This is a genomic window from Pseudomonas sp. PDM28 (assembly GCF_019219115.1).
Lineage (GTDB): Bacteria > Pseudomonadota > Gammaproteobacteria > Pseudomonadales > Pseudomonadaceae > Aquipseudomonas > Aquipseudomonas laurylsulfatiphila.
Window position 1 is genome coordinate 146,993 of sequence record NZ_JAHUWG010000013.1, and the last position, 14,975, is coordinate 161,967.

Below are 14,975 nucleotides of genomic sequence, written 5' to 3' on the forward strand. Positions count from 1 at the left end.
AATCCGCAAAAAGGACCACACCATGTTCAGCAAACACGACCAGATCAAAGGCTACGACGACGAACTGCTGGCGGCGATGAATGCCGAGGATGCCCGGCAGGAACACCATATCGAACTGATCGCCTCGGAGAACTACACCAGCCAGCGGGTCATGCAGGCCCAGGGCAGCGGCCTGACCAACAAGTACGCCGAAGGGTATCCGGGCAAGCGTTACTACGGCGGCTGCGAGCACGTCGATGTGGTCGAGCAACTGGCCATCGATCGCGCCAGACAACTGTTCGGCGCCGACTATGCCAACGTCCAGCCGCACTCCGGCAGCCAGGCCAACGCCGCGGTTTATCTGGCGTTACTGCAAGCGGGCGACACCGTGCTTGGCATGAGCCTGGCCGACGGCGGCCACTTGACCCACGGCGCCAAGGTGAGCTTTTCCGGCAAGCTGTACAACGCGGTGCAGTATGGCATCGACACCGCCACCGGCCTGATCGATTACGACGAAGTCGAGCGTCTGGCGATCGAGCACCAGCCGAAGATGATCATCGCCGGCTTCTCGGCCTATTCGAAGACCCTGGATTTCCCGCGCTTTCGTCAGATTGCGGACAAGGTCGGCGCCTACTTCTTCGTCGACATGGCCCACGTCGCCGGGCTGGTGGCGACCGGTCTGTACCCGAACCCGCTGCCCTACGCCGACGTGGTCACCACCACCACGCACAAGACCCTGCGCGGCCCCCGTGGCGGTCTGATTCTGGCCAAGGCCAACCCGGAACTGGAGAAGAAGCTCAACGCCGCGGTGTTCCCCGGTGGCCAGGGTGGCCCGCTGATGCACGTGATCGCCGCCAAGGCCGTGTGCTTCAAGGAAGCGCTGGAGCCGGCATTCAAGACTTATCAGGCGCAGGTGATCCGCAACGCCCAGGCCATGGCGCAGGTGTTTATCGAGCGCGGTTATGACGTGGTGTCCGGTGGTACCGACAACCACCTGTTCCTGGTCAGCCTGATCCGCCAGGGCCTGACCGGCAAGGACGCCGACGCCGCCCTCGGGCGTGCCGGCATCACCGTGAACAAGAACGCCGTGCCCAACGATCCGCAATCGCCGTTCGTGACCTCCGGCCTGCGCATCGGTACGCCGGCGATCACCAGCCGTGGCTTCAAGGAAGCGCAAAGCATCGCCCTGGCCGGGTGGATCTGCGACATCCTCGATCACCTCGGTGATGCCGACATCGAAGCCAATGTCGCCCGCCAGGCGGCCGCCCTGTGCGCGGACTTCCCGGTTTACCGCGACTGATCACACACAACAAAACCCTGTGGGAAAAAACCTGTGGGAGCGAGCTTGCTCGCGATGGCGGAATTTCATTCAACATCAATGCTGAATGTAATGGCCTCATCGCGAGCAAGCTCGCTCCCACAGGGTCTCCCACAGGTTCTGTACCCTGTTGCACAAGGAAAGAACCATGAACGCCATTGTCGAATCGACCGGCAACCACCCGGCCAAAGTGGAAGTCGGCACCAAACTGCGCGGCGCGGACAAGGTCGCGCGGATTCCGGTGAAGATCATTCCCACGGATGAATTCCCGCGCAAGCCCGACTGGATCCGCGTGCGCATGCCGATCTCTCCCGAGGTCGAGCGGATCAAGCAACTGCTGCGCAAGCACAAGCTGCACAGTGTCTGCGAAGAAGCCTCGTGCCCGAACCTCGGCGAGTGTTTTTCCGGTGGCACCGCGACCTTCATGATCATGGGCGACATCTGCACCCGGCGCTGTCCGTTCTGCGATGTCGGCCATGGCCGGCCCAAGCCGCTGGACACCAACGAGCCGATGAACCTGGCCGTGGCCATCGCCGAGCTGCGCCTGAAGTACGTGGTGATCACCTCGGTGGATCGCGACGATTTGCGCGACGGCGGCGCCCAACACTTCGTCGATTGCCTGCGCGAGATCCGCAAGCTGTCCCCCGGCGTGCAACTGGAAACCCTGGTGCCGGATTATCGCGGACGCATGGACGTGGCCCTGGCGATCACCGCCACTGAGCCGCCGGATGTGTTCAACCACAACCTGGAAACCGTACCGCGCCTGTACAAGGCCGCGCGACCGGGTTCGGACATCGAGTGGTCGCTGGACCTGCTGCAGAAATTCAAGCTCGCCGTGCCCCACGTACCGACCAAATCCGGCCTGATGCTGGGCCTGGGCGAAACCGACGAGGAAGTCATCGAAGTCATGCAGCGCATGCGCGAGCACGACATCGACATGCTGACCCTCGGTCAGTACTTGCAGCCCTCGCGCAGTCACCTGCCGGTGCAGCGCTTCGTGCACCCGGACACCTTTGCCTGGTTCGCCGAGGAAGGCACGCGCATGGGCTTCAAGAACGTGGCGTCCGGGCCGCTGGTGCGTTCGTCCTATCACGCCGATCAACAACTTCATGGAGGTGCCGGCGGTTTCCAGCCATGATGGAGTGCCTGGTCATGCATGGAGCCGTCCCGATGTCGCGTTCACCCTGTCTGTTGTTGCTGTGCCTGAGCCTTGCCCTGCCGTGCATGGCCGACGAGCCGAAACCCGGGCACATGCTGTATGTGCGCAGTGTCGACCCGGGCATCGAGCAGGACATCCGCTACGCCAGCGCGCACAATTTCACCGGACACCCGCTCGACGGCTACCAGGCGGCGGAGTGCCTGCTGTCGCAGGACGCAGCGAAGGCATTGGCCCGTGTGCAAAGCGCACTGAAAGCCGAAGGCTACGGCTTGAAGGTATTCGACTGCTATCGCCCGACCCGCGCGGTGGCGGACATGGGCCGTTTCGCCAGCGAACCCGGCGACCCGCTCAAGACCGAGTTCTATCCACGGGTCGACAAGCAGGACTTCTGGCGCCTGGGGTATGTCGCCCGGGTGTCCAATCACTCCCGGGGCAACACTGTCGACCTGACGATGACCGGCCCCGACGCCCTGCCCGCCGACACCTGGACGCCTTCGGTGAAACCGGTGGATTGCACCGCCCCTTACGGCGAGCGCTGGCACGACGGCGCGCTCGACATGGGCACCGGTTTCGACTGCTTCGATGAGCGCGCGCACACCGACTCGGCGCTGATCAACGCCACGGCCAGGGCCAATCGCCAGCGACTGACCGATGCCATGGCCAAGGAAGGCTTTGTGGGTTATTCGGCCGAATGGTGGCACTTCACGTACAGCGGCAATCCGCCGAAGCCGGACGTCATGGACTTCCCCATCACGCCGTTGACGCCATGAACCCTCTGCTCAAGGCCCTGTTGATGGCGTTTTTTCCGCTGGCCGCCATGGCCCAGGGACTCGACGGCAGCGACCAACTGATCGTGGTCACCAGTAAAGGCTGGAATGACATCCAGGGTACTGCCCAGCGCTATGAACGGCACGGGCAGACCTTGCGCAAATTCGAAGCACCCTTTGCCGTCGTTCTCGGCAAGAACGGCATGGGCTGGGGCAAGGGGCTGCTCGACAGCGGGCAACCTGGAGGACCGGTCAAACAGGAAGGCGACGGTAAGGCGCCAGCTGGCATGTTCAAGCTGGGCACGGCGTTTGGCTACGCGCTTTCGGCCGATACCCGCCTGCCCTATCTGTCGCTGACACCGAGCATCGAATGCGTGGATGACAGCCAATCGACTCGCTACAACGAGTTGGTCGACGGCGCGGTCGTCGAAAAAGACTGGAGCAGCTCCGAACGGATGCGCCGCCCGGATGAGTTGTACCGCCAGGGCATTTTCATCCAGCACAACACCCCGGCCTCTCCCGCTGCCGGCTCGTGCATTTTCTTCCACATCTGGCGCGGCCCCACGGCGCCGACCCGTGGTTGTACGGCCATGGACCCGACGAATATTGCGCGGCTGCTGGATTGGCTGGACCCGGGCAAATCCCCGGTGCTGGTGCAACTGCCGCAAGCGCAGTACGAGCAGTTGCGTGAGCGCTGGAAACTCCCCGAACGCCAGTAAACACTGAACCCTGTGGCGAGGGGGCTTGCCCCCGTTGGGCTGCGAAGCGGCCCCAAAAGATGGGACTGCTGCGCAGTCCAACGGGGCGGTGCGGCGATCCGACAAGCCCCCTCGCCACAAAAGCCCCTTCACCACAAAAGCCCCCTCGCCACAAATGCGTGTTAACCCCGCTCAACCACCACGCCACCCATCGACGGCTTGGCCAGCGCGTAATAGATCACCCCAGGCACCAACAACCCGACGATCCAGGAAATGTCCACGCCGCCCAGTTGCGCAACCATCGGCCCGGAGTAGAAATGGGTGTCGACAAAGGGCAACTGGATCAACACGCCGATCACGTACACGCTGATCCCCAGCACGTTCCAGCGACCGTAACGGCCTGACGGGTCGGACAGTGCCGGGATGTCGTAGCGTTCCTTGTTGATGAAGTAGTAGTCCACCAGGTTGATCGCGCTCCACGGGGTGAAGAACGTCAGCAAGAACAGGATGAAGTACTTGAACGAATTGAGGAACGAGTACTGCCCCAGCAACGCCAGCGCGGTGGACGCCGCGACGATCAGCAGCACAAACACCATGCGCTGGCGGGCGCTGATTTCCAGGCGGCGGCGAAAGCCACTGATGATGGTGGCGATGCACATGAAGCTGCCGTAGGCGTTGAGGGTGGACACCGTGACCTTGCCGAAGACAATGCTCAGGTACAGCAAGGAGGCGATCACCCCGGTGCTGCCCAGGCCGACAATGGTCGCCACTTCGTGCCCACGAAAATTCGCCCCGGCCAGTGCGGCGGCGAACACCCCGAGCACCATCGAAGCCTGGGCCCCCAGCACCGTGCCGAGACCGACAGCGGCGAAGGTTTTCCACGACGACGTCTTGCTCGGCAGGTAGCGCGAATAGTCCGCCACATAAGGGCCGAAAGCGATCTGCCAGGACGCCGAGAGCGACACCGCCAGCAAGAACGTGCTCCAGCTGAAATGACGGTTGTCGAGCAGCAGGCCGATGTCGTTGAGGGTCATCAACCGGGTGAACAGGTAGGCGAAGGCGATGATGCCCAGCACGCTGGTCACCCGACCGACCAGGTGAATCACCCGATAGCCGAAGATCGTCAGGAACGCGATGCACGCCGCGAAAATCAGGATGCCGGCGCTGTCGCTGACACTGATCAACTGCGCAATCGCCTGCCCCGACAGCACCGCGCCGGTGGCGCTGAAACCGAGGTACATCAGGCACACCAGGACAATCGGGATCGCCGCGCCATACACCCCGAACTGCACGCGGCTGGAGATCATCTGCGGCAGCCCGAGCTTCGGCCCTTGCGCCGCGTGCAGCGCCACCACGGCGCCGCCAAGCACTTGCCCGATCAGCAAGCCGATCAGCGACCAGAACACATCGCCGCCCAGTACCACGGCGAGGGCACCGGTGACGATGGCGGTGATTTGCAGGTTGGCGCCAAGCCACAGGGTGAACTGGCTGTAGAGGCTGCCGTGACGCTCGGCCTCGGGAATGAAATCGATCGAGCGGGTCTCGATCAGGGGACTGCGTTGCGCACTCATGACGGTGTTTCCTTTGAGGAACTGTTTTTGTTGTCGGGGGTGTACTTAAAAGGTCTTGGTGGCACTGGCAACGACCGTGGCCGAACACAGGTCGTCATAGCCATACCAACTGCTGCACTCGCTTTTCGACAAGTCCGTGTCGACGTAGCTCAGGCCCCAGGTCACGCCGACGAAGTCGCGTGTCAACTTGGCCTCCCACTCGTAGTAAGACTCGCGGTTATCACCACTGGCGGACCAGAACGCGGGGTCTTTCACATCGTTGCGTCCAAAGCGCAGGTCCAGGCCGACTTCAGCCGGCAGATCGATTTTGTAGCCCAGGTAGGTGTAAAGGGTGTCCTGGTCCTCGCCGAAGAAGTTCGGTGTGTCCTTTGAGTAATAGGCACCGAGCTTGACGCCATACACATCGACAATGGCGTACACCTCGCTGAGGTTGAATTCGGAGTTTTTCGGGTAGTCGTACTTGATGTAGCCTAGGTCCAGGCTGATGGCCTCGGTCGCCTGCCAGAAGTAACCTGCGTAGTACTCAAGCTCCTGCCGGGTATCGAAGCCGCCACCGAAATCCACGTTGGAGGTCCAGGCGCCGATGTACAGGCCACTGCTGTGCAGCAGCGTTGCCCCGCCCTGCACGGCCGGATCCCCCAGGGTTTGCGAGATGCCACGGGTACGGTAGTCGCTGACCACGCCCAGGGTCATGTCAAGGCTGAAGTCATCGTTGAGGGCCAGGGCGTGGCTGCTCAGGGGGGCCAATGCCAGTGCGGCGAGGGTCAATGCTGAAAGTGCGTTCATACAGTTCTCTTGTTGTTATGGCGTACGGGGAATTTCAGGCATGGCGATGCCAGGCCCCTCGCGCTGCGAGGGGCTGGCGGTGTTTGCTTATGTCGAGTGTTCGCAGGTCAGGACGCGGGGGCGTAGACCTGCTTGCCGGCGAAGAAGGTGTTCAGGACTTTGGTGTCGAACAGGTCGTCATCGCTGACCTTGAACACGTCGCGGTCGAGGATGATCAAGTCAGCCTGCTTGCCCGGCGCCAGCGAACCGATCTGCTTGTCCAGGCCCAGGGTTTTCGCGGCATTGAGGGTGTAGGCATAGAACATGGTCTGGCGGTCGATGCTTTCCTTGGCATTGAGTACGCCCAACGGACCTTTGCGGGTGCTGGCCTGGGCAATGGCGTTGAACGGATTGGCGCTCGACACCGGCCAGTCGCTGCCACCGGCAATCGTTGCGCCAGCGTCATGCAGGGACCGCGCGGGATACTGGTAACCGTAGGCAAAGGCGCTGATGTAGGGTTTGACCAGTTCGACGGTGTAGGACTCGCCGGTGGCCCACAGCAGTTGCATCGAGGCGATCACACCGAGCTGCTTGAAGCGTGGAAACTCCTTGGGATTGACCAGTTGCAGGTGCGCGACGCTGTGCGGCACTGGCTTCGGGCTGAGCTTGCGCGCATAGGCCACGCCATTGAGCGCTTCACGCACCGCGCGGTCGCCGACGGCGTGCATGTGCACGATCCAGCCGCGTTTTTCCGCCGCCACCACCAGTTCACCGAAGTGCGCCGGGTCGGTCAGCAGTTGTCCGTCCTTGTGGCTGTTCTTGTACGGCACGATGACCGCAGCGGTTTGCCCCGGGAACTCGAGGATGCCGTCGACAAAGACCTTGATGCCGGGGAACGTCAGGTTGGGCACACCCTCGAACTGCTTCATCACCGTGGCGATCACTTCCAGGTCGGCCGGTTTGCTCTTCGGGTTGGTGACCATCAACGCGGCGACATGGGCGCTGAGTTCGCCGTTCTGCGCCAGTTCCTTGTACAGCGGCAGCACGCCGACGCTTTCGGCGGTGGCATGGAAATCGAACATCGAATCTTCGCTACCACCGTTCGCCGCCGCGTCCATCCAGGCGGTGACGCCGAATTGATTGTTGATCTTCACCGCCTCGCGTGCGGCCTTGAGCATGGCCTCCGGGGTGGGCGCCGGAATACCGTTGCGCACCACGTCCCAGCGGGATTCGGCAAAGTAGCCGTTCGGCGTGAAGTCCGCTTCATGGCCGACGTAACTGCGCTCTTTCTCCGGCAGGCTCTTGACCAGTGCCTCGTCGATGTTCAGACGCTTGAGCATCGCGTTGTTGGCCCAACCGGTGTGACCATCGATGCCGCTGAAGACGATCGGCTGATCGGCCCAGCGCCCCTGATTGAACACCTTGCCCAGTTCACGGCTTTTTTCCCAATAGGCCGAACTGACCCCGGCGACGCTGATCACATCGCCAGCCCGGGCACGCCCGGCCTTGTCCTCTTCAATCAACCACTGCTCAAGTTCGGGCAGCGGTTTGACTTCGTCCAGCAGGTTGGCCTTCATGCTGTCGAACGCCCCCACCACCGGGTGGCTGTGGGTGTCGATCATGCCTGGCATCAACACCTTGCCCGCCAGGTCGATGCGCTGGGTCCCGGCATCGGCCAGGGCATTGATTTCGGCATCGCTGCCGACTTTCAGAATCTTGCCGTCTTGCACCGCAACAGCCTGCACCAGCGCCTGGCCGGGTTCGGCGGTAAAGACCTTGCCGTTGAACAACACCAGGTCAGCGGCGGCCATCGCCTGCACCGACGACAAGGCCAGTGCGGCGGCCAACAGGTTTGGAATCAATCGCATCGGAACGCTCTCTAGTTTTTATTGGGCGGATCGGGAAGTAACGGCCTGGGAAACCACGTTTGGCGCAAGCCCCAGGAACGGCGCCTTGGCCCACACGACCTTGCCGCCGACCAGCGTCAACAGCACGTCATTGCGGCCCAGCGCCTCTTCGGGTACCTGCATGAAGTTCTTGTCGAGCACGATCAGGTCAGCGAACTTGCCGACTTCGACCGAGCCCAGCACCGCATCCAGCTTCAGCTGTTGCGCGGCATTGAGGGTGATGCTGCGCAGCACTTCGGCTCGCGACATGGCCGGATCGCTGTTGAGTCGCCCGGCATATTTGGGTCCATAGCTGTGCGGATTGGTGGGGTCGCCGGAGCGGGTGACACCGACTTTCAGCGCCAGGAACTCATCGAGGGGATCGACCGGCCAGTCGCTGCCAAACGCCACACGGCCGCCGGCATTGGCGATGCTGCCCGAGGGTTCCATGCGCTCGAATCGCTCGGCGCCGAGGTGATCGCTGGTGCCGTCGACCGTGGACGGTGCCTGCTGCGCCCACTGGAACGACATGGTGGCCGTGACATCCAGTGCCTTGAAACGTGGGTAGTCGGCAGGATCGACCGACTCGGCGTGCGCGATGGCCGGGCGGAAGTCCTGACCGGGCAGTTCCTTGCGCACATAGGCGACGCTGTCCAGTGCATCGCGCACCGCGCGCTCGCCGGTGGCGTGCAGGTGCGGATCGAGACCGGCCTTGACCGCTTGCAGCACCAGCGGATTGAGCACCTGCGGCGGGAAGTACAGCTCGCCCAGGTTCTTGCCCGGCGTCCACTGCGGTGCCTTGTCGGTGCCGCTGTTGTGCAGGTACGGGGTCAACATGGCGCCGGTGTCCGCCGGGGCATTGATGATGCCGTCCATGAACAGTTTGACGTGACGCATGCTCACGCCCGGCGCGACATTCACGTCGCCCTGGTCGTAGGTGCTGGCCAGGGCCTTGGCCTCGGCGATGGTTTTCACCGGGTCGGCGGCCGCGGCGGCCGGGTCCAGCTTGATCGCCAGCAGGGCCCGGGCGGTCAGTTCGCCGGACTTTTGCAGAGTGTTGAAGGCCTTGCCGTTTTCCGGCCCCGCCAGCGCATCGAAGAAGCTGGTGATGCCCTGCTGGCGCATGGCGTCGAGGGCCGCTCGCATCTGGTTGAGTTTTTCTGCGTCGGTCGCCGGCGGCACCACGGCGGCCAGAGACTCGGCGGCGCCGTCCTCGCAGATGCCGTTCGGGTTGCCGGCGCTGTCACGTCGGTACTTGCCGTCTTCGGGGTCGGCGGTGTTCTTGTTGATCCCGGCCAGCTCCAGGCCGCGAGAGTTGGTCAGCACAGTGTGGAAGTCGGTGGAGCGCACCTGGATCGGACGCTGGGTCTTGAGCGCGTCCAAGGTCGATTTGTCGGCGTCGCCGTCAAGCCCGGTCATGCCCATGCGATCCCAGCTGCCGACTTCCAGCCAGACATCCGGGCCCTTGTCCTTCTCGGCATCGAGGCAGGCCTGGATGCTCGCCTGAAACTGCGCGCGGGTCATGGTCTGGTATTTCAGGTCGCACAGCGTCATGGCGCGACCGCCATCCCCCGGGTGCATGTGCGCATCGACGAAGCCCGGCATCAGCATGCGCCCGGCCAGGTCGATCAGTTGTGTCTGCTTGCCGATGTAGCCGTCGACCCCGGCATCGCTGCCGACGTAGACGATCTTGCCGCCCGAAATGGCGATGGCCTGCTGCACGGAATTCTGGCCATCGACCGTGTAGACGTAACCATTGCGCATGACCGTGTCGGCGGGTGTCGCCGCCAACGCCATGCCGGAAAATGTCGTGGTCGCCGCAATGGCGACAAAAAGCCTGGAAAGTCTCAAATGCCTCACCCCTGTTCTTATTGTTTTGAAGCGGCCCGAACGGCTGCACAAGCCCTTGAATAGACAGGGCCTACCCTATAGGGCGCAGCGTTCGAATGGACCTCTGCAAATGAGGAGGGGTCAGGCAAATAATTGAAACGGCAGGGATTAATCCCGGCGCACGGACTCCGTCAGCGCACCCGGCGAACGCAGGACAGAGCCCAGCTCCACCTTGCTTTTCACACCGAGCTGCAAGTAGCAGTTACGCAAATAGGTGCGCACGGTCGCGGGGCTCAGGGCGAGGAGTTTGGCGATCTCTTTGTAGGAATGGCCGGCGGCGAACAGCATCGCTGCCGTGCGCTCCCGAGGTGCCAGGCCGTCCCCGCCCGAGGGCGCATCGAGGGACAGGATGACGTGTTCGGCGTTGGGGCTCAGGGTCAGGGCGCAACGGCCCAGACGGATCACACAGGGGGCCTTGGACAATTGCGCGATCACCTCGGGTGGCAGCGTGGAACCGCTCCAGCCGGGCAGTTCGCGCTGGATGGCAACGCACAACCTGGCCCCCACATAGAGCAGACTGCCGTCCATACGCGCGATGCCAAAATCACTCGCGCCGTTTTCACTGTCGAAGCGAATCATGTCCTGCACCTGAAACCGCCACAGCTGGAACAGGTGATCGCAGAACGCCAAAAACAGCTCGGCTTCGTTCTCCTCGAACGCCTGTTCATCCTCACCCCGGTAGAGGCAGACGAAAAACATCAGGCCGCTTTCGGGCAATTCGTAGGTGATGCTCATCAAGTGATAGAGATCGAAGCGCCGGGCGAAATCATTGACTGCCTCGCAAGGGTCGGTGAAACCCTTGTCGCGCACCACTTCACCGGGACGATTGAGCGTGGCGTAGGAGAACTGATCGTTGGCCGCCACCGGATGCCATTCGGCGGCAAAGGATTCAGGGAGATTGATGCTGCCATGCATCCAGCTTTGCATGGGCACCTCAGGGCCTGGTGCAGACATTTCACCCCACCAGGCAGAGGCGAAGGGCACCAGTTGACCGAAGGCCTGCAGGCCATCGGCGATGAATCGCGACGCCCCGCTCTCCCGCGCCAGCCGGCCAAGGTGCAGTACGCAATGATTGAACGCCTTGAGCGTGACCATCGTTGCGTCACCGTCGACTTTATTTCCCGCCCCCATCATTGCGATCCCGTTCACTGCATGGCCTTTCGTTTCGACGATGCCATAGGCCCCTGACGGGCGTCCAGCACGCAATGACATCATCGGTTACAAAGTGCTGTGCAGCCCGTACAGCTGTGGCCGGCGGTCCTGATGCAGGTCATTGCGGGCGCTGATGCGCTTGTTGCGCGCTTCGGCGAGGTTCAGCGTCGCCAGCAGGATTTGCTCGCCGCCCTGCTCCGCCGGCCCGGCCAAGGGGTAACCGTCGGCATCGACGATGACCGACCCTTGCACCCAGCCGACCCCGCGCTCATGGCCATAGCGATCGCATGCGGCAATGAACAGGCGGTTCACCGAGGCATTGGCCTGCACCCGCAAGACTTCCGCCGGGCGCTCGGTCAGCGGCCGCGGACCGTCGGGCCAGTTGACCGGCGCGCACAACAGATCGGCGCCGGCCAGCGCCGGCAGTCGCACCCACTCGGGGAATTCCAGGTCGTAGCAGATCAGCATGCCGAGCCGTCCATGCACGGTTTCGATCACCGGCGGCGGCGCATCGCCGGCGGTGAAGATGTCCTTTTCGGCATCCCACAGATGCGCCTTGCGGTACACCGCGCGCAGGCCATTGGCGTCGATCATCGCCGCGCTGTTGGCCAGCTCATCGCCGGGCAGGCGTTCGCAGAAGCCGCCGACGATCACCAGGTTCAGCTCACGGGCCAGGGCTTGCCACAACTGCAAGGTCGGACCGTCCACGGTTTCCGCCAGGCTCAGCGCTTCGTCGCGGTCGGCAAACACATAGCCGCTCTGCACCAGTTCGGGCAACACCACGACCTGCGCGCCCTGGTGCGCCGCCTGGCGAAGCGCGCGCTCGGTGAGCGTGCGGTTGTAGCCCAGGTCACCTATTTTCGGTGCCAGTTGGCAGCAGGCGACCACGGTATTTTTTACGCTGTTCAACGCCCTGCCTCCGCAGATGAATGGGTCATGGCGACGATGTCGCTCTCGCTCAGCGCGTCGATCACCCGGCGTTCAGCGGCCAGATCAATCGAGCGGCTGAGCAGGTAATAAGTCAGCCCCGAGACCACCAGGCCCACCAGCCAGGCGATGTCCACGCCTTCCAGCACCCGCGCCAGCGGGCCGACAAACACCTCTTTGCCAGCGGCGGCATCGAAGATGTAGAAGAACGGCACCATCGCGGCGAAGCCGATCAGGTACGAAACGATGCCGCGAAATTGCCAGGCGCCGTAGATGCCCTTCGGCGTGAAGAAATGCGGGATCGCATAGCGGCCCTTGCGCACGAAGAAGTAGTCCACCAGGTTGACGGCGGTCCACGGCACGAGGAAGTACAGCAACAGCACCAGGAAGGTGTTCAACAGCGCGATGCCGTCCCCTTTGATCGACAGCACGCAGGTCAACAGAATCACGCTGATCACACTGATCGACAGCACGCGGGCGCGGGGTGTCGGGGTGATTTTCCTGATCGAGTCGACACCGGTCAGCAGCGTCAGCATGGCGCTGTAGGTGTTGAGCGCAATGATCGGCAGGAAGCCCGCCACCGAGACGATCACCAGCAGATTGCCCAACCCCGGCACCATGGAAGAACCGACCTGATTCAACGCCACCAGTGCATCCGCTGCTTTCAACTGCTGCGCCAGCCAGGCGCCGAGGCCGATCATCCAGCTGCCGGACAACGAGGCACCGATGAACACCGCCGCGATCAATTTCACCCGGCTGGTGTTTTTCGGCAGGTAACGGGAATAGTCGGACACGTAGGGCGCATAGGAAATGTTGTAGCTGGCACCGATGGCGAACAGCGTGGCGAAGGCCACCCAGTTGAAGCCCAGGTCGGTCGCCGGCGTGACACCTTCCTGACCCGCACCGAACATCAGGGCGATGGTCACCAGGGCGTACAGCGGCAAGGTCGCCAGCAAGGCCCACTTGAACGCCTTGTGCATCAGGTCGTGGCCGTAGATCGACAACAGCGCACCGATCAGCACCACGGTGACGGCGACGATGGTCGGGTCGATGCCGAACACATGTTCCAGGCCGTTCATGATCAGCGAGATGTTCACCACGTTGAATCCGACGAACACGAACATGGTCGCCATCAACGCCAGGATCACCCCGCGATAACCGAACTGGGCCCGGGACTGGATCATTTGAGGCAGGCCCATTTCCGGGCCCTGGGAGCCGTGGAACGCCATGAAAATGGTGCCGAACATGATGCCCAGGGCACCGGCGAGCATGGTCCACAGTGCGGACAAGCCGAGGCTCGGGCCGACAAAACCGATGGAGATGGTGAAGAAGTGGAAGTTGCCCAGGAACCAGAACGGCCCCTGGCTGCTGAGTTTGGCGTGACGTTCGTTTTCCGGAATGTAATCGATGGAGTGGCCTTCGATGGCCAATCCGCCACTCGCCTCGGCGGCGCGCGCAGACACTGGGGAACCTGACATACGATTGTTCCTATGCGGGTGTTTGTTGTTTTTGTGGTTACAGCGCTCGCTACGACGTCCAGATCGGGTGAAACTCCAGAAAAAGCTGACGATGACGCTGGTTTCACGGCAATGTAGGGTGTGAGTCCGGGCAATAAAATATCGCAGGCACACTGTTCACATAGATCAGCACCTATGTAATCGAGAATCGGGAGCCCCCCCATGCTGGGAACTGTTACGGAGCTGGATCTGCGTCTGATCCGGGTATTTCTGACCGTCGTCGAGGCCGGCGGCATCTCGGCGGCGCAAACCGCCCTCAACACCACGCAACCGACAATCAGTGCGCAATTGGCGACGCTGGAAGCGCGGGTCGGTTTTCGTCTGTGCGAACGCGGGCGTGGCGGGTTTTCCGTCACGCCCAAAGGCACGCAGTTCATCGAGGCGGCCCGACGCTTGCTGGCGGCGGCCGAAGGATTCCGGGTCGAGGTGCAGCACATCAACCGCAAAGTCTCGGGCAGCATCAACATCGGCCTGCTGGGGCAGATCGATCCGGTGGCGAACAAGAAAATAGGCCTGGCCATTGCCCGTTTGCGGGCTCGGCACGAGGGGCTGTACTTCCATTTCACCGAGCTGTCGTCGTCCCTGCTGGAAGAGAAAATCATCAACGGCCATATCGACCTGGCCATTGGTTACTTCTGGCACCGCTTGCCCAGCATCGATTATTTCCCGCTGTTCCCGGAAACCCAGATTGCCTACTGCGCGCCCTCGCATCCGCTGTTCGGCCAGGTCGGCGCCCTGACCCGCGAAGATGTCAGCGGCTTTGACTGGGTCTGGCCGAGCCATCCACTGCCGGAGATGCCGGCCCCCACCTCCATCGAACGCCTGACCGTGCTCACCGACAGCATGGACGGCGCCGCCCTGCTGATCCTGTCCGGCCAGCACCTGGGGTTTCTGCCACAGCACTACGCGACCCGGCATGAACAGCTGGGGCAATTGCACCCGCTGAACCCGGATCTGCTGCGTTATGAGGTGAGCTTTCATGCGGCGGTGCGGCATTCATCTCGTCAGAAGGCTCTGGTGAGTGCGTTCCTCAACGAGCTGATCGAGATTTTCGGAGCGGTGTAGGGCCCTGTGGGAGCTGTGGGTCAGCTGACATCAATGCTGGCTGTGATGACGCCTTCGCGAGCAGGCTCGCTCCCACAGGGGGTGGTGGGTGTACGCAACATCTGCGAGCAACCGGGATTACTGTGGGAGCGAGCTTGCTCGCGATAGCGGTGGATCAGCCAACACCGATGCTGGCTGTAATGACGCCATCGCGAGCAAGCTCGCTCCCACAGGGGGTGGTGGGTGTACGCAACATCTGCGAGCAACCGGGATTACTGTGGGAGCGAGCTTGCTCGCGATAG

At 62.6% G+C, this 14,975-nt stretch carries 12 protein-coding genes; 5 read left to right on the forward strand and 7 right to left on the reverse strand.

Features of this window, described 5'->3' with window-relative positions:
* The first annotated feature begins 22 nt into the window (after window positions 1–22).
* The 4 genes from glyA (at window position 23) to KW841_RS27335 (ending at window position 3,942) form a co-directional block, all read left to right on the forward strand.
* A complete protein-coding gene (gene glyA, locus KW841_RS27320; RefSeq protein WP_218480445.1) occupies window positions 23–1,279 on the forward strand; it encodes a serine hydroxymethyltransferase in 1,257 nt (418 codons plus the stop codon).
* Between the two features lie 166 nt (window positions 1,280–1,445).
* A complete protein-coding gene (gene lipA, locus KW841_RS27325) occupies window positions 1,446–2,435 on the forward strand; it encodes a lipoyl synthase (RefSeq protein WP_218480446.1) in 990 nt (329 codons plus the stop codon).
* Between the two features lie 32 nt (window positions 2,436–2,467).
* The gene (locus KW841_RS27330) at window positions 2,468–3,226 is read left to right on the forward strand and encodes a M15 family metallopeptidase (protein WP_218480447.1); all 759 of its coding nucleotides are present in this window, start codon (window positions 2,468–2,470) and stop codon (window positions 3,224–3,226) included.
* Window positions 3,223–3,942 carry a L,D-transpeptidase gene (locus KW841_RS27335; protein WP_218480448.1) on the forward strand — a complete coding sequence of 240 codons (720 nt, stop codon included), beginning with the start codon at window positions 3,223–3,225 and terminating at the stop codon, window positions 3,940–3,942. Before KW841_RS27330 ends, KW841_RS27335 begins: the two co-directional genes overlap by 4 nt.
* Window positions 3,943–4,103: 161 nt before the next feature.
* Here KW841_RS27335 and KW841_RS27340 read toward each other — a convergent pair whose 3' ends face one another.
* The 7 genes from KW841_RS27340 to KW841_RS27370 all read right to left on the reverse strand — a co-directional run bounded on the left by KW841_RS27340 (window position 4,104) and on the right by KW841_RS27370 (window position 13,590).
* Window positions 4,104–5,492 (reverse strand): cytosine permease, encoded by a 1,389-nt coding sequence (locus tag KW841_RS27340; protein ID WP_218480449.1) that lies wholly within the window; start codon window positions 5,490–5,492, stop codon window positions 4,104–4,106.
* Window positions 5,493–5,537: 45 nt separating this feature from the next.
* Complete coding sequence (locus tag KW841_RS27345) at window positions 5,538–6,278, reverse strand: TorF family putative porin (protein ID WP_218480450.1); 741 nt, start codon at window positions 6,276–6,278, stop codon at window positions 5,538–5,540.
* 107 nt (window positions 6,279–6,385) lie between these two features.
* Entirely contained in the window at window positions 6,386–8,125 is a 1,740-nt protein-coding gene (locus tag KW841_RS27350) for an amidohydrolase (protein WP_218480451.1), read from the reverse strand.
* 18 nt (window positions 8,126–8,143) lie between these two features.
* Window positions 8,144–9,940 (reverse strand): amidohydrolase, encoded by a 1,797-nt coding sequence (locus KW841_RS27355; RefSeq protein ID WP_218480456.1) that lies wholly within the window; start codon window positions 9,938–9,940, stop codon window positions 8,144–8,146.
* Between the two features lie 201 nt (window positions 9,941–10,141).
* Window positions 10,142–11,164: a helix-turn-helix transcriptional regulator gene (locus KW841_RS27360; RefSeq protein WP_218480457.1), complete on the reverse strand. Its 1,023-nt coding sequence runs from the start codon at window positions 11,162–11,164 to the stop codon at window positions 10,142–10,144.
* Window positions 11,165–11,251: 87 nt separating this feature from the next.
* Window positions 11,252–12,094 carry a nitrilase family protein gene (locus KW841_RS27365; protein ID WP_218480452.1) on the reverse strand — a complete coding sequence of 281 codons (843 nt, stop codon included), beginning with the start codon at window positions 12,092–12,094 and terminating at the stop codon, window positions 11,252–11,254.
* Complete coding sequence (locus KW841_RS27370) at window positions 12,091–13,590, reverse strand: cytosine permease (RefSeq protein WP_218480453.1); 1,500 nt, start codon at window positions 13,588–13,590, stop codon at window positions 12,091–12,093. Before KW841_RS27370 ends, KW841_RS27365 begins: the two co-directional genes overlap by 4 nt.
* Before the next feature lie 201 nt (window positions 13,591–13,791).
* On the opposite strand from KW841_RS27370, the gene KW841_RS27375 reads away from it, so the two are divergent.
* Window positions 13,792–14,694, forward strand: a complete 903-nt coding sequence (locus KW841_RS27375; RefSeq protein WP_218480454.1) for a LysR family transcriptional regulator — start codon at window positions 13,792–13,794, stop codon at window positions 14,692–14,694.
* Window positions 14,695–14,975: the final 281 nt, after the last annotated feature.